Raw genomic sequence first — 23,553 nt, 5'->3', positions numbered from 1 at the left:
GCAGGGAGTGCCCATGGCTCCGGGGCCGGCTCCGGAGCAGCGGACCGGGCCGGGAGCGGCTAGCGATCGAGAGCGGGCAGGAAGCTCGCCACGAGGGACACGCCGCTGATGATGAGGGCGGCGAACACGGCAGTCCACCAGAAGCTGTCAATGGTGAAGTGCACGGTGGTATAGCTGCTGATCCAGGACGTCAGGTATAGCATTCCCGCGTTGATGACAACCGTAAACAAGCCCAGGGTGAGGATGGTGATCGGAAGAGACAGGAGGCTGACGATTGGCTTGACGAAGGCATTGACCAGGCCGAAGATCAGGCCGATGAACAGGTAGCCCAGGACGACGCTGAAAATGTTGTTGTTCGCGGTGGAAATATCCAGTCCGGTGAGGATCCAGCACGCGATTGCCAGGGCCAGCCCGTTGATGATGACCCGTGCGATGAATGAGCTCATGGCCCCCATGCTGTCATACGCCCGCGGGCGGCGGCAGGGACCATATCCCCCTATTGATCCCCCTATTGCGGCAGAGACCCGAAGTAGGCTAGTTAGCATGACTTCATCAGAAAACACGGCCGGGGGCATCAAACCCCGTCCGGTGGTAGACCTCCTTCCCCGCTACGCGGCCGGAAAACCGCCCGTCCCCGTAGAGGGCCTGGTCAGCTACAAGCTTTCCTCCAACGAAAACCCGCTGCCCCCGATCCCTGCAGTGCAGCAGGCCATCGCGGCGCAGACCGACTTCAACCGCTATCCCGATCCGCTCAGCAGCAAGCTGCGCGCATCACTCGCCGGCTTCCTGGACGTTCCCGCCGAGGACATCGTCACGGGCGCCGGCAGCCTGGGCGCCCTGAACCAGTTGCTGACCACCTTCGCCGGTCAGAACGACGACGGCAAGGCAGACGAAGTCATCTACGCTTGGCGCTCATTCGAGGCCTACCCGATCTGCGTCGGACTGGCCGGCGCCGAGAGCGTACGGATCCCGCTGACCGCGGACGGACGGCACGACCTCGACGCCATGGCGGCCGCGGTCACGGCGCGGACCAGAATGATCCTTCTGTGCACGCCCAACAACCCGACCGGACCCATCCTGACCACCGAGGAAACGGAGCGCTTCATCAAGTCCGTGCCCTCGGACGTCGTGGTGGTCATCGACGAGGCCTACCAGGAATTCGTGCGCGCCGCCGACCCCGTGGACGGCATTGCCATGTACCGCAAGTACCCCAACGTCGTCGTCCTGCGGACGTTCTCGAAGGCTCACGGACTCGCCGGGCTCCGCGTGGGCTACAGCGTCTCCCGTCCCGAACTGACGCAGCACCTGCGGGTTGCCGCCACACCCTTCGCGGTGTCCCAGATCGCGGAAATCGCCGCCGTCACGTCGCTCGAGCACTTCGCCGACGTTGTAGAAAGGGTACAAAGCCTGGTTGATGAGCGGGATCGGGTCACCGCCGGACTGCGCGAGCTCGGGTGGTTCGTTCCGGAGGCGCAGGGCAACTTTGTCTGGCTCAACCTGGGCGCAAACAGCGCGGAATTCGCCGCCCTGGCAGCGGAACGGGCGCTTTCCGTGCGGGCCTTCGGCGACGAGGGGGTCCGGGTCAGCATCGGAGAAACGGAAGCCAACACCCGGTTCCTTGAACTCTGTGCAATCTATACAAAACCACCACGGCGTTCCTAGCGCTTAACATGACGCGTTGTGGCCGCCCCGTGCGGATAAAGTAGGGACCAGTAAGCCAAAATATATGCCGAATTCGGAATGTATTCCCAGTTCGGCATATATCCCAGCGATTGCGGCGCATTCGGATGCGGCAAGCAAGGAGACGGTATGGGCGCCACACATCTGCCCTCTACCGAGTTCGACGGAACCGACATGGATGACCGGCTCGAGGCGGAAGCCGAGGCCCAACTGGGCGCGCCGGCCGAGCCGATGGTGCAGCTGCTAGGCCCGGACGGCACCCTAGGCTCGGATCCGGTTTTCTCACAGTACGCCGAGAAGCTCGATCCCGAGACCCTGCGCGGCTTCTACGCCGACATGTCGAAGATCCGGCGCTTCGATGTGGAAGCCACCGCCCTGCAGCGGCAAGGCCAGCTGGCCCTGTGGGTCCCGCTCACCGGGCAGGAAGCCGCCCAGATCGGCTCCGGCCGGGCCAGCCAGCCGCAGGACTACATCTTCCCGACCTACCGCGAACACGGTGTGGCCCTGACGCGCAATGTGGACCTGGCCGAGCTGCTGCGACAGTTCCGCGGCGTCTCCAACGGCGGCTGGAATCCCAAGGACACGAACTTCCACCTCTACACGCTGGTTCTGGCCGCCCAGACGCCGCACGCAGTCGGCTATGCCATGGGCATCCAGCGGGACCAGAGGCTGGCGGCCGCCAACGCCGTCGCCAGCGGGGAAGCGGGACAGCCCGCGGAGCCCAAGGCCGCCGTCATGGTGTACTTCGGCGACGGCGCCAGTTCAGAGGGCGACGTCCATGAATCCATGGTGTTCGCCTCGTCCTACCAGGCCCCCGTGGTCTTCTTCTGCCAGAACAACCACTGGGCGATCTCCGTGCCGAGCTCTGTGCAGACCCGCGTGCCGCTGGCCAACCGCGCCAAGGGTTACGGCTTCCCGGGCATCCGGGTGGACGGCAATGACGTCATTGCCGTCCACGCCGTCACGGAGTGGGCGCTGGAGCAGGCCCGCGAAGGCAACGGACCCGTGCTGATCGAGGCGTTCACCTACAGGGTGGGGGCGCACACCACTGCCGATGACCCCACCAAGTACCGCGGATCCGCCGAAGAAAGCCTCTGGCGGGCCAAGGATCCGCTGGACCGGCTGGAGAAGTACCTCCGGGCCGAGGGCCTCGCGGACGATGCCTTCTTCGAACAGGTCAGGGCCGACGGCGACGAACTCGCCGCCTACGTCCGCAAGACCACCCACGACCTGGAAACCCCGGACATCCGGACTGCCTTCGCCAACACGTATGTGGAGGCCCACCCGCTGGTGGCCGAAGAGCTGGCCTGGTTCGAGGAGTACAGCGCCGGGTTCGCCGACGAGGAACCTGCAAACGCTGACCAGACAGACAAGGCGGCCCGCTGATGACCACCATGACCATTGCCAAGGCCATCAATGAAGGTCTGCGGGCCACGCTGACCAACAACCCCCGCTCGCTGCTGATGGGCGAGGACATCGGGGCCCTCGGCGGCGTCTACCGGGTCACCGACGGACTGATCGGCGAATTCGGCGGCGACCGTGTGGTGGATACCCCGCTGGCCGAATCCGGCATTATCGGCACCGCGATCGGGCTCTCCCTGCGCGGCTACCAGCCCGTGTGCGAGATTCAGTTCGACGGTTTCGTGTTCCCGGGCTTCAACCAGATCACCACCCAGCTGGCCAAGATGCACTCGCGCAGCAACGGCAACCTGACAGTTCCGGTCGTGGTCCGGATCCCGTACGGCGGCGGCATCGGCTCGATCGAGCACCACTCCGAATCGCCGGAGGCGCTGTTCGCCCACACGGCCGGCCTGCGCATCATCACGCCGTCCAATCCGCACGATGCCTACTGGATGATCCAGCAGGCCGTCGAATGCCAGGATCCTGTGATCGTTTTCGAGCCGAAGCGCCGCTACTGGCTCAAGGGCGAGGTGGACACCGAGAACCCCGGTGCATCCGCGGACCCCTTCAAGGCGCACGTGCTGCGGGAGGGAACCGACGCCACGATCGTCGTCTACGGCCCGCTGGTGCCCGTGGCCCTCGCGGCGGCCGAAGCCGCGGCCGAGGACGGCCACAGCGTCGAAGTGATCGACCTCCGTTCCATCTCTCCGATCGACTTTGACACCGTCACGGCCTCGGTCCAGAAAACCGGCCGGCTGATCGTGGCCCACGAGGCCCCCACCTTCGGCGGCATCGGCGGCGAAATCGCGGCCCGGATCAGCGAGCGTGCCTTCCACTCGCTTGAAGCCCCCGTGATCCGGGTCGGCGGTTTCCACATGCCCTATCCCGTGGCCAAGGTCGAAGAAGACTACCTGCCGGACATCGACCGCATCCTTGAGGCGCTGGACCGCGCCCTCGCGTACTAACGAGGACCCATGACGCTTAACAAGTTCAACCTCCCGGACGTCGGCGAAGGGCTGACCGAGGCCGAAATCGTCGACTGGAAGGTCAAAGCCGGCGACACCGTGGCCATCAACGACGTCCTGTGCGAGATCGAGACGGCCAAGTCCCTCGTGGAACTGCCCTCACCGTTCGCGGGGACCGTCACCGAGCTGCTGGTTCCCGAGGGCGTCACGGTGGAGGTCGGCACGCCGATCATCAGCGTGAGTGACGACGTCGCGGCAGCTGCTGCACCGGCACCGGCCGCCCCCGCACCTGCTGCACCGGTACCGATGTACGGAAAGCTGCCGGCCGACGGGTCCGACGCCGGCGAGACGTCCGGACGCCCGGCCGGCGGCCCGCTGGTCGGTTCCGGTCCCAAGGCCGACGCCGTCAAGCGCCGGCGGCGGATTTCGGCCCCGGCGGCTGCTCCGGCCACAGGCCGCGAAACTCCGGCGGCTGCGGCAGCCACCGGTCCTTCCGCCACGGTGGCAGAGCGGGTAGGCGTAGAGACCCACGACATCTGGATCAACCCGGACACCGTCGGCCGAACGGCTGACGAAGCCGCTGGCCCCGCCGGCGCCATCGACCCGCGTCCCACGTTCAGCGGTGCCATCAGCGGCCTGGTCGGCAAGGTGCTGGCCAAGCCGCCCGTCCGCAAGATCGCCCGGGATCTCGGGATCAACCTGGCTGACGTCGTGCCCACCGGCGCCCGCGGTGAAGTGACCCGTGAGGACCTGGTGAGCTACCAGGCCCAACGTGACGCCGAGGTGGACAAGGCGGACTCGTTCTGGGGCAAGTCCGGCCGCCCGCAGGACCAGCGGATCGAGCGGGTCCCGGTCAAGGGCGTCCGCAAGGCCACCGCAAAGGCCATGGTCGAATCGGCCTTTGCGGCACCTCACGTCAGCATCTTTGTCGACGTCGACGCCAGCCGCACCATGGAATTCGTGAAGCGGCTGAAGGCCTCCCGTGATTTCGAAGGCATCAGGGTCTCCCCGCTGCTGATCCTCGCCAAGGCGGTCATTTGGGCCGCGGCGCGGAACCCGAGCGTCAACGCCACCTGGGTGGACAACCCCGACGGCAGCGACTCCGCGGAGATCCACGTCAAGCACTTCATGAACCTCGGCATCGCGGCGGCCACCCCCCGCGGACTGATGGTGCCGAACATCAAGAACGCCCAGGATCTTTCGCTCAAGCAGCTGGCCCTGGCCCTGAACGAGCTCGCCACCACGGCGCGGGCCGGCAAGACCCAGCCCGCCCAGATGCAGGGCGGCACGCTCACCGTGACCAACATCGGCGCCCTCGGGATCGATACCGGCACGCCGATCATCAACCCGGGCGAGGTCGCGATCGTGGCATTCGGCACCATCAAGCAGAAGCCCTGGGTCCTGGACGGGGAAGTCATTCCGCGCTGGATCACCACCCTCGGCGGCTCCTTCGACCACCGCGTGGTGGACGGGGACCTTTCGGCCCGTTTCATGGCCGACGTCGCCGCCATACTGGAAGAACCGGCACTGCTGCTGGACTAGCCCCGGAACGGCTGCCGGACCAGGGCCAACAGAAAACGGAACCCCGCCGCTGAATTATTCAGCGGCGGGGTTCCGTCAGTGTCGGGCCAGGTCGGTGTCGGGCCGCGCAGTTGTCAGGCCCCGCGGTTGTCAGGCCTCCACGCCGGGATGCCTCAGTTTCCCGAGTATGCCGTCAGCACCTGCGCCAGGGCAGGATCGCCGCTGATGCCGGCGAGGGCGGTCGCGGCGGCAAACATCAGTCCGGCGAGTCCCAGGCTGCACGCGCTGGCCCCGGCGAGGAACTTCCAGTCCTCGCGGAGCACGCTCCGCACGGTGTCCGGCATGCGCAGTCCCGGGGCAATCAGGTTGGGGGCGCTGTCTGTTGATCCGTCGTCCAGAAAGGCGACAACGCGGCCTGCGCCGCGGTCCACCCGCATGGTGCTGATGTGGTTGCCGTGGCGGGCCAGCAGGATGTCGTGGCCGACCAGCTGGCGGCGCTGAAGAGTGATCATTGGGTCCCCTTGGTAGGTGGATTCTCGGATGTCCGCACCATCGCAGGGCACTTCCCATTTTACCGAGCCAGGCTCGCCCGGGCGGGCCGCGGGGCGGTGAGGCTGCCCACGGGAGGGGGTGATCCTCATCAACTCCGATCACAGTCAAGCCCGGTCACAGTCAGGTCCGTGCCGTCCTGTCCGCCGGGCGCTCCCCGGCACTAGAGTGACACCAGCCGCCGCCAGCCCGGCGGACGCGGATCAAAGGAGATGTTGCGTGTTTTCAAGCCCGTACCCCGACGTCGATGTTCCCAACCTCGGTATCTACGACTACCTCTTCGGCGATCTGGCCGAACAAGACCTGGACCGGGTCGCCGTCGTCGACGGCGCCAGCGGTGCGGAAACCACCTACCGTACGCTCCGCGCCCAGATCGATGCCCTCGCCGGTGCCGTTGCCGCCCAAGGTCTCGGTGTCCGCGGCGTGGCAGCCATCCTGTGCCCGAACATTCCCGCGTTTGCCACTGTTTTCCACGGCCTGCTGCGGGCGGGCGCCACGGTCACCACGGTCAACTCGCTGTACACGGCGGAGGATATCGCCAACCAGCTCACCGACGCCGGCGCGGGCTGGCTTTTCACCGTTTCGGCGCTGCTGCCGGCCGCCCGGGAGGCCGCCGAAAGGACCGGGATCCCGGCCGCGCGGCTCGTGGTGATCGACGGCGCCGACGGCCACCCCTCCCTGGCTGACCTCCTCGGCGCCGGGGCGCCGGCGCCCCACGTTTCGTTCGATCCGGCCACCCATGTGGCCGTGCTGCCCTACTCCTCCGGCACCACGGGCCGGCCCAAGGGCGTCATGCTCAGCCACCGGAATCTGGTCGCCAATGTGGAACAGTCCCGGGGACTGCTCGACGTCGGCCCCGAGGACCGCGTCCTGGCGCTGCTCCCGTTCTTCCATATCTACGGACTCACGGTGCTGTTGAACATCGCCCTGCGCCAGCGGGCCCGGCTCGTGACCATGCCCCGGTTCGATCTGCCCGAGTTCCTGCGGATCATCCAGGATCACCGGTGCACCTACCTGTTCATCGCCCCGCCGGTGGCCGTGGCGCTGTCCAAGCACCCGCTGGTTGCCGAGTACGACCTCAGTTCGGTCCACACCACGCTCTCTGGCGCGGCACCCCTGGACGGGGAGCTCGGTACCCGACTCGCGGAGCGCCTGGGATGCCGCGTGCTGCAGGGCTACGGCATGACCGAGATGAGCCCGGTGTCGCACCTCATTCCGCGCGACGGCGTTGATGTTCCCGTCAGCTCGGTGGGGTACACGGTGCCCAACATGCAGTGCCGCCTCGTGGATCCGGCCACGGGGGAGGAGATTCCGGTTCCCGCGGAAGGAACCAGCGCGCCGGGACACCTGCTGTGTCGCGGACCGAATGTCATGCTCGGTTACCTCAACCGGCCGGACGAAACCGCGGACACCCTGGACGCGGACGGCTTCCTGCACACCGGGGACATCGCGACGGTGCGGGCGGACGGCGTCGTGACGATCGTGGACCGGCTCAAGGAACTCATCAAGTACAAGGGCTACCAGATCGCTCCGGCGGAGCTGGAGGCGCTGCTGCTGACCCACCCAGGGATTGCCGACTCCGCGGTGATCGGAGCCCTCGACGCCGATGGCCAGGAAGTGCCCATGGCGTTTGTGGTGCGCCAGCCCGGACCGGACGGCGCCGCCTTGGATGAAGACGCCGTCATGGCCTTCGTGGCGGCCAAGGTGGCGCCGTTCAAGAAGGTCCGGCGCGTGGAGTTCATCGAGGCCGTGCCGAAGTCGTCGTCAGGAAAAATCCTGCGCCGGATGCTCAAGACCACGGCACCGGCCGCGGGGGAAGCAAAGCAGTAGGGCCTAGCCGACGTCGGTCTTGGCGATGTAGACGTCGCAGGGGGCGTTGTGGGCCACGCTGTTCGCAACGCTCCCCAGCACCCGGCCGATTCCGCTCATGCGCCGGTTGCCGACCACAATCATCCGGGCGCCGGTCCGTTCGGCTTCGTTGATGAGGGCCTCGGCGGGTTTGCCCCGGGCAGCCGCGTAGGAAACGTCGGTGCCGGGGCGGCGCAGGCCGTCCGCGACCGTTCGGGCGACCTTCTCCGCGTTGCCGGCGTCGGAAATGATCCACGTGTCGCCGCCGCTGCTGATGACCTCGGTCCTGTCGCTGTCGAAGGCACTGACCACGTGAAGGGTCGCCCCCATGGACGCTGCGAGGTCACGTGCGGTCTGCGCCGCCCGCAGTGCAGTCTCACTGCCGTCGACGCCGACTACGATAATTCCGGTCATGGCTTCAGCGCCTCTACAGCTTCGCGCAGGACCGGCGCGAGACGCCGCACGCCCTCACGGATGGACTCGGGCGGCACAGCGCTGAACGCCAGCCGGATCTTGTTGGACGGGTCGTCCGAATGCGTAAATGCCGCGCCCGGGATGAACACGACGCCGGCGTCGATCGCCTTCCTCAGCAACGGGTAGGTGTCCACGCCGTCGGGCAGCGTGACCCACACGAAAAAGCCGCCGTCGGGGCGCGTCCAGCTCAGGCCGTCCGGCATGAATTCTGCCAGGGCGGCTAGCATTGCCGCGCAGCGTTCCTGGTACAGCCCCCGGTAGGTCTCGATCTGGCCGCGCCAGTCGTATTCGCGCAGATAGGCCGAGACCAGCATCTGGTTGAACGTCGGCGGGCACAAGGTGACGGCCTCCGAAGCCAGGTAATAGCGGCGCTGCAGGTGGGCAGGGACCAGCGCCCAGCCGATCCGCAGGCCGGGGGCGAAGATCTTCGAGAAGGACCCCATGTAGATGACGTCGTCGGGGTTGGCTGCCCGCAAAGGGATCAGGGGCTTGCCGTCGAAGCGGAGCAGACCGTAGGGGTTGTCTTCCAGGACCAAGATATTCGCGCGGCGGCATATATCGACCACTGACTGCCGGCGTTCGGGGGACAGTGTGATGCCGGACGGGTTGTTGAAGCTGGGGATGGTGTAGAGGAACTTGACATTCTTCCCCGCGGCCTGGAGTGCGGCGATCTTCGCCTCCAGCAGGTCCGGGACGATGCCGTCCCCGTCCATCGACACGGTTTCGACCTCCACCTGGTAGGCCTCGAATGTGTTGAGGGCGCCCACGTAGGTGGGGTCCTCCACGAGGACCACGTCGCCCGGGTTGCAGAAGACCTTGGTGGCTACATCCTGCGCGGACTGGGAACCCGCGGTAATGACGATGTTCGCAGGATCGGCATCGAGGATCCCCTCTGCTGCCATGACCTCGCAGATCTGAGTGCGGAGTTCCTCGGTGCCCTGGCCGCCGCCATACTGCAGGGCAGTCATGCCCTGCTCGGCGATGATCTTCGCGGCCGTCTGGCCGAGGCGCTCCAGCGGCAGGGACTGCAGGTACGGGCTTCCGCCGGCAAGGGACACCAGGCCCGGGCGCATCGAGATGTCGAAAACATCCCGCACGGCCGACTGTTTGATATTTGCTGCGCGCTCCGAGAACAGGATCTCGTGGCGGTGGGCGGACGTAGCCGCACGTTCGATTGCGTCAATGGCCTCGGCCGGAAGTACTGCTGCGGCGGCATCAAGTGTTTCGTGGGTCACAGTCCCAAGGATACTACCCATGTTGCCTGGGGGGAAACGATTGTTTTCAAGAGGACCCGTGCCGGGCGCCATGCGACGGCATCTGCCGGCCGGCCGGAAAGCGCAAGGCCCCCGGCAGCCGCGGCTGCCGGGGGCTCAAGGGAGCAGGAGCTCGGGCGCGCTACGCCGCTTCCGGGGTGCGTGCTTCGGCCAGCGCGTCGAACACGCCCTTGATCTGCTCGACAACTTCGGCGTCGTCCTTCGGGTGAACTTCGGCAAAGCGGACCATCGAGCCGGGGACTGCCATCTTGACGTTTTCGAGGACCTGGGCGCCGGCGATGCCGACGGCCTTGCGGGCCTCGTCCTGGGCCCAGACGCCGCCGAACTGGCCGAAGGCGGTGCCGACGACGGCGGTGGGCTTGCCGGCAAGGGCGCCGGCGCCGAACGGGCGGGACAGCCAGTCAATGGCGTTCTTCAGGGAGGCCGGGACCGTGCCGTTGTGTTCGGGCGTGACCAACAGGATGGTGTCGGCGTCGTTGGCCGCTGCGCGCAGGGCGGCCGCCGCTGCGGGCACCTGGCCTTCGACGTCGATGTCCTCGTTGTAGAACGGGATGTTGCCGAGGCTCTCGTGAATGACGACGTCCACCTGCTCCGGCGCGTTGAGCTGGATGGCCTCGGCCAGCTGCTGGTTGGTGGAGCCGGCGCGCAGGCTGCCGACGAGGGTGAGGACGGTCTTCTTGGACATGTGTACTCCTATGCGTCACGCCGCGGGACGTTTCCGGCGGCTGGCTGATCGTGAGGCTTTGAGGCCTTCACCCATGCTAAACGGACCGCGGTCCGGTTGTATTCCCAGGGGCTAGAATCAGCGGTGTGAGCCTCATCCCCATTCGTCCCGGTGCCCAGTCCGGGGGAGGGCGCGCCCCCGGGCCCGCCGCAGAGTCCGAGCGCCGTGATGCGGCGCGAAACAGGGAGCTCCTGCTCTGCGCGGCCCGGGAAATCGTTGAGGAATCCGGCGCCGACGCGCTCACCATGGACCGGCTGGCCCAGCGCGCCGGCGTGGGCAAGGGAACAGTCTTCCGGCGGTTCGGCAGCCGTGCCGGGCTGATGATGGCGCTCCTGAGCGGTGCCGAGGCCGAGTTCCAGGGCCGGTTCATGTTCGGCCCGCCTCCGGTGGGCCCCGGCGCGCCGCCTCTGGAGCGCCTGATCGCCGTCGGGGCCGCGCGCATATCCTGGATCCTGGAATTCGGAGAGCTGGCCCGGGCCGCCGACGCCTCGGTGTACAACAGGTTCGATGTCCCGCCGGCCGTCCTCTGGCACCGCCACCTCGAGATGCTGCTGCGCGAAGCCGGCGTGACGGCGGACCCGTGGCTCATGGCGTCGGCCCTGGGCGCTGCGCTGGAGCCGGAACTGCTGCTGCACGCTGTCGGCGTGCACGGGATTGCGCCCGAGCGGCTCGAGGAAACGTGGCGGGAACTCGTCACGCGCGTAGTGGGTGGCGGGTAGCGGCCGGAACGGTAGCCTAGGCACCATGAGCAACGATTCAGCCCGGCCCATCCGCACCGGCGTCGCCGGGTTCGGCCTCTCGGGCAGCGTCTTCCATGCCCCGTTCCTTGCCGCAAACCCCGCCTTCTCGCTGGAGGTCATCTCCACGTCCGACGCCGGCCGGAAGTCTGCCGCCGCCGCCAGCTACCCGGCGGCCAGGATCGTCGACACCCCGGCCGACATCCTGGAGTTCGCCGGCGAGCTGGACCTGCTGGTGCTCGGCACGCCGCCGGCCACCCATTACCCGCTCGCAAAGGCGGCGCTGGAAGCCGACCTCGACGTCGTCGTCGACAAGCCATTCGCCGTGCGCAGTGCGGAAGGACAGGAACTCATCGGCCTCGCCGCGCGGCGGGGCCGGGTGCTCACCGTTTTCCAGAACCGGCGCTGGGACGGCGACTTCCTGACGGTCAAAGGACTCGTAGACTCGGGAGTCCTCGGCACAGTGACCCGGTTTGAGTCCCGCTTTGAGCGGTGGTCGCCCGACGTCTCAAAAGCGTGGAAGGCGGCCGCGACCCCGGACGACGGCGGCGGGGTGCTCTTCGACCTCGGCACCCACCTGCTGGACCAGGCGGTGCAGCTCTTCGGCCCGGCGACGGTGACGCATGCGGAACTGGAGGTCCGGCGGCCGGGCGAGAAGGCTGACGACGACGTCTTCGTGGCCCTGCGGCACGGGTCAGGGGTGATCAGCCATTTGTGGATGAACATGCTCTGTGCCCAGCAGGGTCCGCGTTACCGCGTGCTGGGCAGCACTGGAGGTTTCTCCAAGCACGGCGTGGACCCGCAGGAGCCCTACATTGTGGCCGGCGGCAGCCCGCTGGACGCCGACTACGGCGTCGAGGACCCGGACTGGGCCGGGCTGCTGGGACGCGACGGGCACCTGGACCGGCTGCCCACCGAACGCGGCGCCTACCCGGAGTTCTACCGGATCCTGGCGGAGAAGATCGCCGACGGCGGGGCGGCCTCGGCGCTGCCCGTCCCCGTCGACCCCGCCGGGCCCGTCGAGGTGCTGCGGCTCATCGAGCAGGTCCGGGCTTTGGCCTGACAGGCTTCGCTGACTCGGCTTAAAGAGCAATCGACTGCTCCGCAACTGCCGTTTTGGGGGTCCAAAAGGGCGGTTACGGAGCAGCCGATACTGTGATGCTTACGCGGAGACCAGCTGGTGCCAGTCGGTGACGAGGGGCAGGTTGTGTGCCTCGGAGACGGAGTGGTGGGCAACCTTGCCCGCGGCGATGTTCAGGCCGGCGGCCAGGGCGGCGTCACGCTCGAAGGCAGCCTTGACGCCCAGGTTGGCCAGGGACACGGCGTAGCGCAGCGTGACGTTGGTCAGCGCGTAGGTGGACGTGTTCGGGACGGCGCCGGGCATGTTGGCCACGCAGTAGAAGATCGTGTTGTGGACCTTGTACGTCGGTTCCTGGTGCGTGGTGGGGTGGGTGTCCTCGAAGCAGCCGCCCTGGTCCACGGCGATGTCCACCAGCACGGAGCCGGGCTTCATCCGGGACACGAGTTCGTTGGTGACGAGCTTGGGGGCCTTGGCGCCCGGGATCAGGACGGAGCCGATCACGAGGTCGGCGTCCACCACGGACTTCTCGATTTCGTAGGAGTTGGACGCGACCGTCTTGAGGCGGCCCTGGTACTGGGCATCGAGCTCGCGCAGGCGGTTGATGTTGATGTCCAGGATGGTGACGTCGGCGCCGAGGCCCAAGGCCATGGCGGCAGCGTTTGTGCCGGCAACACCGGCGCCCAGGACAACCACCTTGGCCGGGCGGACACCGGGGACGCCGCCGAGCAGCACGCCCTTGCCGCCGGCCGGGGCCATCAGGGAGGTCGCGCCGACCTGCACGGACAGGCGTCCGGCAACCTCGGACATCGGGGCCAGCAGCGGCAGGGACCGGCCTTCCTGGACGGTCTCGTAGGCGATCGCGGTGACGCCGGAGTTGATCAGTTCCTGGGTCAGTTCCGGCTCGGCGGCCAGGTGCAGGTAGGTGAAGAGGATCAGGCCCTTGCGGAAGCGGTGGTATTCGGCCTTGACCGGTTCCTTGACCTTCATGACCATGTCGGCGCGGGCCCAGACGTCGTCGGCTTCGGCGACGATCTCGGCGCCGGCGATCGCGTATTCCTCGTCAGTGATGCCGGAGCCCAGGCCGGCGCCGCGCTCTACGAGGACAACGTGGCCGTGGGTGCGGAATTCGTGAACGCCCGCTGCCGTGATGGCGACGCGGAATTCGTTGTTCTTGATCTCTTTGGGGACACCGATGATCATTTTTTGCTCCAGTAGTGGCGGCCTCGCGGGCCTGGATGAGCGGGGGATTTCGTAATTCCAGAATAGATCCCGCTGTGAGGCAGGCGACAGGAGTGGCTGGCCGGTCCAAGGCCTCAGCCCCGTCTTTCCGGGGTTTTTCGAATCTGGTGGTAGACATTTGTCGAGATAGCGGGCGTCAGGTGTCGGCTCATGTCCGTTCGCGGCCGCATTCGCAGTGCGGCCGTCCGGCGCAGTAGTGTGGCAGCATGCAGCAGCAGGACGTGGAGCAGCTCGTGGAGCAGGTGGCGCAGCGGCTGGGCCGCGGTCTCTCGCTTGAAGACCTCGACGGTTTGCTCCTCGCTTACAGTTCCAACCAGTCGCATGCGGACCGCGTCCGGGTGAACTTCCTGCTCAGCAAGCGCGTCCCGGTGGAGGTCAGCGCGTGGCAGCTTTCCCACGGGATCGCGACTGCGGTCCGGCCGGTGGTCGTGCCGGCCAATGCGGACCTCGGCATGCTGGGCCGGGTGTGTGTGCCGCTGCTGGTGCGTGGCTTCCGGGTGGGCTACCTGTGGGTCCAGCTTGATCCCGAGGAACCCAGCGCCGCAACCGTCCTCGCCCAGCTGCCGGAAGTGGCGCGGGAGCTGGAACAGCTGTCCTCCCTGCTGCTGGATTCCAACACCGCAGAGTCCGAATTCCGCCGCCGCCGCGAGCAGGAGTTCCTGGCCGCCTGCGCCGGCGAGGCCAACGCGGCCGCGGCCGTGGCGGGCTGGAAAGAGGTCCAGGGCAAGGGGCCGTGGCAGCTGGTGACTGTCCTGGACGCCGACGGCTGGTCCGGGGGGTCGGACCCCATCGCAGACACGCTCATCCACCGCTCCGCGGCACTGCAGGCCACCATCGGCGTCGACGCGGCCTTGTTCAGTGCCGGCACCGAAACCCACGCCGTGGTGCTCTTCAAGGAATCCCCCGGACGAGCTGACCACGCCCAGGTCCTGGTCCACTACCAGCTGGAACTCGCCAAACGCTCGGGGCGGACGGTCCGGCGGATTATCCTGGGCACCAGCGAGGGATTCGCCAAGCCGCGCGAACTCGCCGAGGCCTACCGGCAATCTCGGCAGGCGGCCCAGGCGGCGGCGGTGGATCCCCAGCTGGGAGAGCTCGTCGACTGCCGGGCCACCGGCGTCTACCAGCTCCTGGCATCAGCCGGCGGCGGCGCCGGCGCCTGGGCGGATGCGGGATCCGTGTATTTCCGTATCCTCGAAGACCATGACCGGAACCACGAGCTGCTTCCCGTCCTGGAGCTGTTCTATGACAACGACGGCTCGGTCCAGGAAGTCGCGACCAAGCTACACCTCCACCGGAGCAGCATCTACAACCGGCTGGGCCGGATCCGGCAGCTGCTGGGCGTGGACCCGCTGAAGGGAATGGTGCGGCTGGAGCTTCACGCCGCGCTCAAGGCGCGGCGCTGGGCCGGCCGGCCGCGGATTTAGCCCTCGCGGTTCGACGCGTCGGCGTCGAGAACCAGTCCGACGTCCGGGCCGGCAACGCCGGCGTCCGGCCCGGGCTGGCGGGCGGCGCTCCGACGTCGGGATATCCGGCTATCCACCCAGAGGGACACGGCAACGAACGCGACGCCGCTGGCCATATAGGTGGCGGTGTTGTTCAGGCCCATCGCGGTTCCGACGAAGCCGGCGAGCAGCATGGCGGCGATGCCTGCCACGATGTGCCATCCTCTGAATTTACCCACAATTCAAGAGTAACCCGAGGCCTTTCTGTGTTTCGGCGCCGGAGTGTGATCGTTGCTTGATCCTTATCACTGCTTCATGAATCGCCTGTTTATGAAGCATCTGGGTCGTCATCCTGGCCGGACAGCGTACCTGCGTCCTTACTATTCTTCTTCTGCGTTTCGAGCCAAGCCATGATGTCGGCCAGCCGGATCCGCCGGTGCGTTCCGCGGTACTCCACCGGAATCTCGCCGCGATCGGTCATGTTCCGCAGATACGTGTGCGAGATCCCCGCCAGCTCCGCGGCCCGCGACGTCGTCAGCATCTCCTCGACGCTGCTGACCGTGACGGCCTCGCCGCGGCTGAAGCGGGCCAGCATATCGACGACGGCGTCCCTCGCCTCGGGCGGGAGGCGGTGGACGGTGCCGTCCACGAACACCGTGATGTCGTGGCTGCCGTCGAGGGCGTACTTGAGTTTCTCGGCGTCCTCGGCCGGAAGGCCAGCCGTCACCCGGGGAGCTATCAGTGCCATGAGTGCATCCTAGCGGCTGCATTCTGGCGGCTTGATCCGCCGGCGGGGACGCCGGCGGATCAAGCCGTTGGAGCTTCGTCGGTTACAGCCCGAGATCCTCCAGGACGGGCAGCTTGGCACGGACCCAGGCCCGGGCCTCCGTTGCGCTCGGTGCGGACAGGGCCAGCTTGGCCAGCTCCTGGGCTTCGGCCAGGGTGACAGTCTTCAGTACGGCGGCGACGGCCGCGATGGAGCGCGCCGTCATGGACAGCGTGGTGACGCCCAGGCCCGTGAGGACGACGGCGAGGGCCGGGTCCGCAGCGGCCTCGCCGCACACGCCCACGGGCTTGTTGCGGCCCTCGGCCCGTGAGCCCTCCACCGTCAGGCCCACGAGCCGCAGCACGGCCGGCTGCCAGGGCGTGTTGAGGGCGGCCAGCGGGCCGAGCTGGCGGTCCGCGGCCATGGCGTACTGGGTGAGGTCGTTGGTGCCCAGGCTCGCGAAGCCGACCTCGCGGAGGATCGCCTCGGCGGTGAGCGCCGCGGACGGGACCTCCACCATGACGCCGGGGGTCTTGATCCCCGCCGCGGCACACAGCGAGGCGAAGCGGGCGGCCTCCTCCGCGGTTGAAATCATCGGGGCCATCACCCAGACGTCGGCTTCAGAGGACTGCTCGGCCAAGGCGATCGCCTGCAGTTGGCGCTCCAGGACCCCCGGCGTGGTGAAGTCGGTCCGGTAGCCGCGGACACCCAGGGCCGGGTTGGGCTCGGTGGCGTCGGTCAGGAACGGCAGCGGCTTGTCAGCGCCGGCGTCGAGCGTGCGGAGCACGACTTTCTTGCCCGGGAAGGCATCGAAGACGCCCTTGTAGGCGGCGGCCTGCTCCTCCACGGTCGGTTCGGTGTCCCGTTCGAGGAAGCAGAACTCGGTCCGGAACAGGCCCACGCCCTGGGCGTTGAGGCCGGCCGCGGCTACGGCGTCTTTGGCGCCGCCGACGTTGGCCAGCAGCGGGACCAGGTGACCGTCCGCCGTCGTGCCCGTCCCGTCAAAGGCGGCCAGCAACGACGCGGTGGCGGCCCAGTGGGCCGCGGCGGCGCGCTGGCTCTCCCCGGGCTCCGCGGTGATGAGCCCGGCCGCGCCGTCCACGTACACCTCGGTGCCGTCGGCGAGCTCATCGACTCCGGTGGCGGCCACGACGGCGGGCAGGCCCAGCGAGCGGGCAATGATCGCGGTGTGGGACTGCGGACCGCCGCCGGCGGTGACCAGGGCCAGGATCTTCTCCGGATCCAGGGTGGCGGTGTCGGCGGGGGCCAGGTCCTCGGCGATGAGGATGAAAGGGGTGGCGGACACGGGAATGCCCGGCGCGGGCACTCCGCGCAGTTCTGCCACGATCCGGGACCGGACATCCAGGACGTCGGTGGCGCGCTCGGCCATGTAGCCGCCCAGGTTGTGCAGCATTTCCGAGACGGAGGCGCCAGCTTCCCAGATCGCCCGCTGCCCCGACGTGCCGCGGCCGATCAGCTTGGTGGCGGATTTGAGCAGCATGGTGTCGGTGGCCATGAGGGCGGTGGCCTCAAGGACGGCCTTGCCGTCGCCGGTGACGGTCTCGGCGCGGGCCTTGAGCTCGTCGTGGACCGCCTTCGCCGCGGCCTTCAGTGCCGCCGTCGCCTCTTCGGCCGTGACGCCGGCGGGCAGCTGCTCTCCGGCGGGCGGTTCGCTGATCGGTTTGGGCATCTGCCGGACGGTGCCGATGATGCGGCCGGGGCTAACGCCTACTCCTGGGAAGTTCTGCACTGAAGGTCCTCATTCTCTGTCGTAGGCCAATGGCCACTGAGCCGGTAAACCAGGTGCCGCCGCTGATCCTGCTCATCATTTGCGCCTGCGGCTGACGGCTACGTCAGCGGCGGATCACGGCACCTGCAAAAATTGTATGTGATGTAGTTCATATAGCGTTGCTATAGGTGCTAGGGTAGCGGTTATGAGTATCGATGGCCAGCTACCACCCAAAGCCCGGCTGCTGCGTGCGGCCGCCGAGCTGCTGGCCAACTCGGGCGGGTCCGCGGTCTCGACCCGCCAGATCACGCAGCTGGCCGGTGTCACGGCACCGACCCTCTACCACCACTTTGGCGACAAGGAAGGGCTGTTCGACGCCGTCGTCGCAGCGGGTTTTGACGAATATGTCGCGGGCGAACGCGACTTCGCGCCCTCTGGTCAGCCGCTGGAGGACATCCGGAGGATGTGGGACAACCACGTGCAGTTCGGGCTGAAACAGCCGGAGCTTTACCTCGTCATGTTTGGCAACATCCGCCCTGAGAGCAGGCCGGCGATCGTCGCCGATGCCGAGGCCCTCATGGAGGAGATGCTCAACAAGGCGGCTGTCTCCGGCCAGCTCAACGTCCCGCCCCGGGAGGCTGCCCGGTCCATCCTGGCGGCCAACGTGGGTGTAACCCTCATGTTGATCGCGGAAAAGGCGCCCGAACGCAACCTCGAGCTGTCCACCATGACCCGCGACGCCATGATCTTTGCGGTTTCCACGGAACAGGCCCGGACCAACGATTCTGATGACACCGGAAAGTCCTCCGTGGTTGTGGCGGCAATCGCATTGAACGCAGCACTCCAGGCGTCCCACTCGGACCAGCTCTCCAGTTCGGAACTCAAGCTCTTCCTCGAATGGCTCCACCGGATCTCCACCAGCTCCACCAGCTAGCTCGGCGAAATTATCGGACCATCCTGCAAAGCAGCGGGAACGACGGTTAGGAATTCACATGGCAACAGAGACAGTTGCGAAACCAAAGACCAGCGTGCGGGTACACGTCCAGAAATTCGGGACGTTCCTGTCCGGAATGATCATGCCCAACATCGGCGCGTTTATCGCCTGGGGCTTCATCACGGCGCTCTTCATCCCGGCGGGCTTCTTTCCCAATGCGGAGCTCGCCAAGCTTGTCGGGCCGATCATCACGTACCTGCTCCCGCTCCTGATCGGCTACACCGGCGGCCGGATGGTCTACGGCGTCCGCGGCGGCGTAGTGGGTGCCGTGGCCACCATGGGTGTGATCGTCGGTACCGACATCCCCATGTTCATCGGCGCCATGGCGCTGGGTCCCCTCACGGCCTGGCTCATGATGAAGGTCGACAAGATCTGGGAGGGCCGCGTCAAGCCCGGCTTCGAGATGCTGATCGACAACTTCTCGGCCGGCATCCTGGCCGCCATCATGGCGGTCGTCGGCATGCTGGTGGTCGGGCCCGTCGTGAAGGCCTTCAGCAACGGCGCCAGCGCCGTAGTCGAATGGCTGGTCGCGAACGGTCTTTTGCCCTTCACCAGCATCTTCATCGAACCCGCGAAGGTCCTGTTCCTGAACAACGCCGTCAACCACGGCATCCTCACCCCGCTGGGCACTCAGCAGGCGCTCGAGCAGGGCAAGTCCATCCTGTTCCTGCTCGAAGCCAACCCCGGTCCGGGCTTCGGCATCCTGCTCGCCTACAGCTTCTTCGGCAAGGGTCTGGCCAGGGCGTCCGCGCCGGGCGCGGCAGTGATCCAGTTCGTCGGCGGCATCCATGAGATCTACTTCCCGTACGTGCTGATGAAGCCGATGATGATCTTCGCCGCAATCGGCGGCGGCATGACCGGCATCTTCACCCTGGTGGTCACCGGGGCCGGGCTCCGGTCCCCGGCCGCCCCGGGCAGCATCATCGCCGTCTACGCCGCCACCGCACGCGACAGCTACGTCGGCGTGACACTCTCCGTGCTGTTCGCCACCACGGTGTCCTTCCTCATCGCCTCGGTGATCCTGAAAGCCAGCAAGGCACCCGCGGAAGACGACCTTGATGAGGCCACCCACCGGATGGAAGCCCTGAAGGGCAAGAAGAGCTCGGTAGCCTCCGCCCTGACCGGTGCCGGCATGAACGCCGGCGGTGTCGCGGTCCTCGCGGGCCCGGTCAAGAACATCGTCTTCGCCTGCGACGCCGGCATGGGCTCCAGCGCGATGGGCGCCTCGGTGCTGCGCAACAAGATCAAGGCTGCCGGCTTCGCGGACGTCAAGGTCACCAACTCGGCAATCGCCAACCTCAGCGACACCTACGACGTCGTCATCACCCACCAGGACCTGACCGAGCGGGCCAAACCCGCCACGGCCAGCGCAGTGCACGTGTCCGTGGACAACTTCATGAACAGCCCGCGGTACGACGAGATCGTGGAGCTGGTCAGGGCCAGCAACACGGACGGGGGAGAGGCTCCCGACGCCGGTGCTCCGGCTGCCGCATCGCCTACCGTCGGCGGCACGCCGGAAGCCACCGCTGAGGCTCCCGCCGAAGAGGCCGGCCCGGCGGGCATTCTCGTGGCCGAAAGCGTCATCCTCAACGGCACCGCAACCACGCGGGACGCCGCGATCGACGAGGCCGGGCAGCTCCTGCTGGACCGCGGCGCCGTCGACTCGGGGTACCTGGACGCCATGCACGAACGCGAGGAATCCGTGTCCACCTATATGGGCAGCTACCTCGCGATCCCGCACGGCACCAACGCCGCGAAGGACCACATCATGAAGTCCGCGGTGTCGGTGATCCGCTACCCGAACGGCATCGACTGGAACGGCAAGGAAGTGAAGTTCGTCGTCGGCGTCGCCGGCATCAACAACGAACACCTGCAGATCCTGTCCTCGATCGCCAAGGTCTTCACCAACAAGGCGCAGGTGGCGCAGCTCGAAGCGGCCACCACGGTTGACGAAGTCCTGGCCCTCTTCGGAAAGGTCAACTCCTAGTGAAGGCTGTTCATTTCGGAGCCGGAAACATCGGGCGCGGATTCGTCGGCCTGCTGCTGCACGATGCCGGGTATGAGGTGGTGTTCGCCGACGTCGCAGACGCCCTCATCACCCAGCTCGCTGCCGCGGACAGCTACCAGGTCCATGAAGTGGGAGACAACCCCGCCGTCCGGACCGTCGACAACTTCCGGGCGCTGAACTCCGGCACCCAGGAAGCCGATGTCGTCGCGGAAATCGCGACGGCGGACATCGTCACCACCGCGGTGGGGCCTCACATCCTGAAATTCGTGGCGCCCGTGATCGCCAAGGGGATCGCGGCCCGTGCGGCCGGGCTGGGGCCGCTGCAGGTGATGGCGTGCGAGAACGCCATCAACGCGACCGACATCCTGAAATCCGAAGTCGCGGCCCAGTGGGATCCGGCTGCCGGATCCCTGGACGCTGCCGCGGTGTTCGCCAACACGGCGGTGGACCGGATCGTGCCCAACCAGGAGGCCGGCCAGGGCCTGGACGTCACGGTGGAGACGTTCTACGAGTGGGTGATCGACCGTACCCCGTTCGCCGGGAAAGAACCGGTCATTCCGGGGGCGACCTTCGTTGACGACCTCGAACCCTACATCGAGCGGAAGCTGTTCACGGTGAACACCGGCCACGCGGCGGCGGCGTACTTCGGTTTTGAGGCGGGCCTGGGCAAGATTTCCGAGGCCATGGCCGATCAGGACGTCGCGGCCGACGTCCGCGCCGTCCTGGACGAAACCAAAGAGCTCCTGGTGGCCAAGCACGGCTTCAACCGCGAAGAGCAGGAGGCCTACGTCGAGAAAATTCTGGGCCGCTTCTCCAACCCGCACTTGCCGGACACTGTCACCCGGGTGGGCCGTGCTCCGCTGCGCAAACTCAGCCGGCACGAACGCTTCATCGGCCCCGCCGCCGAGCTGGCCGAACGCGGGATTGTCCCGGAGGCACTGCTCGGGGCCATCGCCTCGGCCCTGCGCTTCAACGATCCGGCCGATGCCGAGGCCGTGGAGCTGGCGAAAATCCTGTCCGCATCCACGCCCGACGAGGCCACGGAGAAGATCACGGGCCTGGCGCCGGGCCACCCGCTCTTCGCCCCCGTCTCGTCCCTCATTGAGGAAGCCAAGGCCGTCGTCTAGCCTTTTTCGATAACGCCGAGCACTAAACGCCGACGCCGTAACTCACCTGAGTTGCGGCGTCGGCGTGTTTAAGCCCCCGCAGAGGTGGGCCCACCGTCACCCGCCCGTTGCTCCGACTACTTGACTTTGCCCCGGTTTTGGCGGCCATAAGTGATAGGGCAGCCACGTTGACCATTAGGGCGCCTAACTGTTAGGCTACCTAACTATGAACGCTGAACCGGCCGACCCCGGCCTCCTCGCCCTCGCCCAGGACTTCCGCGAGGCCCTTCGCCACAGCATCTACCTCGTCCGCCGCCTGGACGCCGACGGCGAACTGAGTGCCGCGCAGCTCAGCACCCTCAAGATGCTGATGGACTCCGGGCCCGCGTCCGCCGGGGCTGGCGCCTCCGGCTCCGGAGTGCGCGTGGGCGAAATCGCCCGGAACCTCGGCGTCAAAGTGCCCAGCGCCACCGAACAGATCATCAAGCTCGAGCGCGCCGGCCTCGCCCGCCGGGAACCGGACCCCAACGACTCCCGCGCTGTCCGCGTCACCCTCACCCGAGAAGGCCGCGCCGCCGTCGAGTCCGCCAATGAGCGTCGCAACACCGTCATGGCCGGCATCCTCTCGTCCCTTTCGGACGACGACCGCGCCGCCCTTGCGGCCGCGCTGCCGGTCATCGGGAAGATCAACGCGACCCTTCAGGCCTGATACTCATCCACAAATTCCAATCACTTAGGAGTGCCCCCCATGCACGGCCAGTCCGCCGACATACTGCCGGCAGCGGAAGTTACCCTCGAGGCTGAGAGAGCCTCACTACTCAAACAGCCCAAGGCGGTGTGGGCGACGGCCCTCGCAGCGGTGTTCGCCTTCATGGGAATCGGCCTGGTGGACCCCATCCTGCCCGCGATCGCCAAGAACCTGGACGCCTCGCCGAGCCAGGTGTCGCTGCTCTTCACGAGCTATTTCCTGGTGACCGCCGTCGCCATGCTGATCACCGGCTACGTCTCGTCCCGGATCGGCGGGAAGCGGACGCTGCTGATCGGACTGGCGGTGATCGTCGTCTTCGCCTCACTGTCCGGCACCTCGGTCAGCGTGGCTGAACTCATCGGCTTCCGCGCCGGCTGGGGACTGGGCAACGCCCTGTTCGTGGCCACGGCGCTGGCCGTGATCGTCGGCGTCGCAAGTGGCGGCGCCGGTACGGCAATCATCCTGTACGAGGCCGCCCTGGGCCTGGGCATTTCCCTCGGCCCGCTCCTGGGCGCATTGCTCGGCGGCTGGCAGTGGCGCGCACCGTTCTTCGGCACCGCCGTGCTCATGGCCTCGGCGTTCATCGCTCTCATTGCCTTGCTGCCCAAGACCCCGCTGCCCGAGCGCAAGGTCCGTCTCCGGGATCCGTTGCTGGCCCTGGGACACAAGGGGCTAAGGACGACGGCGGCCAGCGGCCTGTTCTACAACTATGGCTTCTTCACCGTCCTCGCCTTCACGCCCTTCATCCTGGGCATGGACGCCTACGGAATCGGCGGGGTGTTCTTCGGCTGGGGCGTCGCCGTCGCCGTCTTCTCAGTGTTTGTTGCTCCCGTGCTGCAGAACCGCTTCGGAGCTGTCCGGGTCCTGACCGGCACCCTGTTCCTGCTGATGCTGGACCTTGTGGGACTGGGCCTGTCCGCCGGGCACTCGGTGCCCGCCGTCGTGGTCCTCGTGGTCATTTCGGGGGCGCTCCTGGGCGTCAACAACACGATCTACACCGAGCTGGCCATGGGTGTTTCCGATTCGCCGCGGCCTGTCGCCTCCGCCGGCTACAACTTCGTACGCTGGATGGGCGGCGCCCTGGCACCGTTCGCCGCCGCGCAGCTGGGCGAGCACTTCGGCCCGCAAGTGCCGTTCTACGCCGGTGCAGTGGCCATGGTGGCGGCTATTGCCGTGGTCTTCGGCGGACGCCGCTACCTGGCAGCGCACGAGCCGCACGTGGTCTAGCGAGCCGAGATCACAGAAACGCCCATGTTCCGCGGAA

At 67.2% G+C, this 23,553-nt stretch carries 22 protein-coding genes; 13 read left to right on the top strand and 9 right to left on the bottom strand.

The window, feature by feature from the left end:
* Positions 1 to 59: 59 nt before the first annotated feature.
* Complete coding sequence (locus BLR03_RS00915) at positions 60 to 446, bottom strand: phage holin family protein (protein ID WP_091248807.1); 387 nt, start codon at positions 444 to 446, stop codon at positions 60 to 62.
* A gap of 97 nt (positions 447 to 543) precedes the next feature.
* Here BLR03_RS00915 and BLR03_RS00910 point away from each other — a divergent pair, with 97 nt between their 5' ends.
* The 4 genes from BLR03_RS00910 (at position 544) to BLR03_RS00895 (ending at position 5,588) form a co-directional block, all read left to right on the top strand.
* On the top strand, positions 544 to 1,662 hold the full coding sequence (locus BLR03_RS00910) for a histidinol-phosphate transaminase (protein WP_175460359.1): 1,119 nt from the start codon (positions 544 to 546) through the stop codon (positions 1,660 to 1,662).
* 147 nt (positions 1,663 to 1,809) lie between these two features.
* On the top strand, positions 1,810 to 3,066 hold the full coding sequence (pdhA, locus tag BLR03_RS00905) for a pyruvate dehydrogenase (acetyl-transferring) E1 component subunit alpha (RefSeq protein WP_091248260.1): 1,257 nt from the start codon (positions 1,810 to 1,812) through the stop codon (positions 3,064 to 3,066).
* Positions 3,066 to 4,046 carry an alpha-ketoacid dehydrogenase subunit beta gene (locus BLR03_RS00900; RefSeq protein WP_091248257.1) on the top strand — a complete coding sequence of 327 codons (981 nt, stop codon included), beginning with the start codon at positions 3,066 to 3,068 and terminating at the stop codon, positions 4,044 to 4,046. Before pdhA ends, BLR03_RS00900 begins: the two co-directional genes overlap by 1 nt.
* A gap of 9 nt (positions 4,047 to 4,055) precedes the next feature.
* A complete protein-coding gene (locus BLR03_RS00895; RefSeq protein ID WP_091248254.1) occupies positions 4,056 to 5,588 on the top strand; it encodes a dihydrolipoamide acetyltransferase family protein in 1,533 nt (510 codons plus the stop codon).
* 152 nt (positions 5,589 to 5,740) lie between these two features.
* Here BLR03_RS00895 and BLR03_RS00890 read toward each other — a convergent pair whose 3' ends face one another.
* On the bottom strand, positions 5,741 to 6,079 hold the full coding sequence (locus tag BLR03_RS00890; RefSeq protein WP_091248251.1) for a hypothetical protein: 339 nt from the start codon (positions 6,077 to 6,079) through the stop codon (positions 5,741 to 5,743).
* Positions 6,080 to 6,335: 256 nt separating this feature from the next.
* Here BLR03_RS00890 and BLR03_RS00885 point away from each other — a divergent pair, with 256 nt between their 5' ends.
* On the top strand, positions 6,336 to 7,946 hold the full coding sequence (locus BLR03_RS00885) for an AMP-binding protein (RefSeq protein ID WP_091248248.1): 1,611 nt from the start codon (positions 6,336 to 6,338) through the stop codon (positions 7,944 to 7,946).
* Between the two features lie 3 nt (positions 7,947 to 7,949).
* Here the strand turns inward: BLR03_RS00885 and BLR03_RS00880 are convergent, their stop codons facing one another.
* The 3 genes from BLR03_RS00880 to BLR03_RS00870 form a co-directional block, all read right to left on the bottom strand.
* The gene (locus tag BLR03_RS00880; protein WP_091248245.1) at positions 7,950 to 8,378 is read right to left on the bottom strand and encodes a universal stress protein; all 429 of its coding nucleotides are present in this window, start codon (positions 8,376 to 8,378) and stop codon (positions 7,950 to 7,952) included.
* Complete coding sequence (locus BLR03_RS00875) at positions 8,375 to 9,673, bottom strand: aminotransferase-like domain-containing protein (RefSeq protein ID WP_091248242.1); 1,299 nt, start codon at positions 9,671 to 9,673, stop codon at positions 8,375 to 8,377. The genes BLR03_RS00880 and BLR03_RS00875 overlap by 4 nt, the downstream gene beginning before the upstream one ends.
* A gap of 160 nt (positions 9,674 to 9,833) precedes the next feature.
* Complete coding sequence (locus tag BLR03_RS00870) at positions 9,834 to 10,397, bottom strand: NAD(P)H-dependent oxidoreductase (protein WP_091248239.1); 564 nt, start codon at positions 10,395 to 10,397, stop codon at positions 9,834 to 9,836.
* A gap of 125 nt (positions 10,398 to 10,522) precedes the next feature.
* Here BLR03_RS00870 and BLR03_RS00865 point away from each other — a divergent pair, with 125 nt between their 5' ends.
* Together BLR03_RS00865 and BLR03_RS00860 are read left to right on the top strand one after the other, a co-directional pair.
* On the top strand, positions 10,523 to 11,155 hold the full coding sequence (locus BLR03_RS00865; protein ID WP_217639725.1) for a TetR/AcrR family transcriptional regulator: 633 nt from the start codon (positions 10,523 to 10,525) through the stop codon (positions 11,153 to 11,155).
* A 25-nt stretch (positions 11,156 to 11,180) separates the two neighbouring features.
* Positions 11,181 to 12,236, top strand: coding sequence for a Gfo/Idh/MocA family protein (locus tag BLR03_RS00860; protein ID WP_091248236.1), 1,056 nt, complete (start codon positions 11,181 to 11,183; stop codon positions 12,234 to 12,236).
* Between the two features lie 99 nt (positions 12,237 to 12,335).
* On the opposite strand, the gene ald is transcribed toward BLR03_RS00860, so the two are convergent.
* The gene (gene ald / locus BLR03_RS00855; RefSeq protein ID WP_091248233.1) at positions 12,336 to 13,454 is read right to left on the bottom strand and encodes an alanine dehydrogenase; all 1,119 of its coding nucleotides are present in this window, start codon (positions 13,452 to 13,454) and stop codon (positions 12,336 to 12,338) included.
* A gap of 245 nt (positions 13,455 to 13,699) precedes the next feature.
* Between ald and BLR03_RS00850 the strand changes: the two genes are divergently transcribed.
* Positions 13,700 to 14,920 (top strand): PucR family transcriptional regulator, encoded by a 1,221-nt coding sequence (locus BLR03_RS00850; protein ID WP_091248230.1) that lies wholly within the window; start codon positions 13,700 to 13,702, stop codon positions 14,918 to 14,920.
* Here BLR03_RS00850 and BLR03_RS00845 read toward each other — a convergent pair.
* From BLR03_RS00845 to ptsP, 3 genes are all read right to left on the bottom strand, one after another.
* Positions 14,917 to 15,177, bottom strand: a complete 261-nt coding sequence (locus BLR03_RS00845; protein WP_091248228.1) for a hypothetical protein — start codon at positions 15,175 to 15,177, stop codon at positions 14,917 to 14,919. The two genes, BLR03_RS00850 and BLR03_RS00845, sit on opposite strands and share 4 nt — an antisense overlap.
* Positions 15,178 to 15,266: 89 nt before the next feature.
* Positions 15,267 to 15,686 (bottom strand): helix-turn-helix domain-containing protein, encoded by a 420-nt coding sequence (locus BLR03_RS00840; RefSeq protein ID WP_091248226.1) that lies wholly within the window; start codon positions 15,684 to 15,686, stop codon positions 15,267 to 15,269.
* Positions 15,687 to 15,768: 82 nt separating this feature from the next.
* On the bottom strand, positions 15,769 to 17,454 hold the full coding sequence (gene ptsP / locus BLR03_RS00835) for a phosphoenolpyruvate--protein phosphotransferase (RefSeq protein ID WP_091248224.1): 1,686 nt from the start codon (positions 17,452 to 17,454) through the stop codon (positions 15,769 to 15,771).
* Between the two features lie 184 nt (positions 17,455 to 17,638).
* On the opposite strand from ptsP, the gene BLR03_RS00830 reads away from it, so the two are divergent.
* The 5 genes from BLR03_RS00830 (at position 17,639) to BLR03_RS00810 (ending at position 23,516) form a co-directional block, all read left to right on the top strand.
* Positions 17,639 to 18,367: a TetR/AcrR family transcriptional regulator gene (locus tag BLR03_RS00830; protein WP_091248221.1), complete on the top strand. Its 729-nt coding sequence runs from the start codon at positions 17,639 to 17,641 to the stop codon at positions 18,365 to 18,367.
* Between the two features lie 58 nt (positions 18,368 to 18,425).
* Entirely contained in the window at positions 18,426 to 20,414 is a 1,989-nt protein-coding gene (locus BLR03_RS00825) for a PTS mannitol transporter subunit IICBA (protein WP_091248219.1), read from the top strand.
* The gene (locus tag BLR03_RS00820; RefSeq protein ID WP_091248216.1) at positions 20,414 to 21,562 is read left to right on the top strand and encodes a mannitol-1-phosphate 5-dehydrogenase; all 1,149 of its coding nucleotides are present in this window, start codon (positions 20,414 to 20,416) and stop codon (positions 21,560 to 21,562) included. The genes BLR03_RS00825 and BLR03_RS00820 overlap by 1 nt, the downstream gene beginning before the upstream one ends.
* Positions 21,563 to 21,767: 205 nt before the next feature.
* Positions 21,768 to 22,250, top strand: a complete 483-nt coding sequence (locus BLR03_RS00815) for a MarR family transcriptional regulator (protein ID WP_091248214.1) — start codon at positions 21,768 to 21,770, stop codon at positions 22,248 to 22,250.
* A gap of 39 nt (positions 22,251 to 22,289) precedes the next feature.
* Entirely contained in the window at positions 22,290 to 23,516 is a 1,227-nt protein-coding gene (locus BLR03_RS00810) for an MFS transporter (protein ID WP_091248211.1), read from the top strand.
* Positions 23,517 to 23,553 lie beyond the last annotated feature (37 nt).

This window comes from Arthrobacter sp. ok909 (assembly GCF_900104405.1).
Lineage (GTDB): Bacteria > Actinomycetota > Actinomycetes > Actinomycetales > Micrococcaceae > Arthrobacter > Arthrobacter humicola.
Note: the sequence above shows the minus strand (reverse complement) of the source record. Positions and strands in the feature narration are given on the sequence as shown.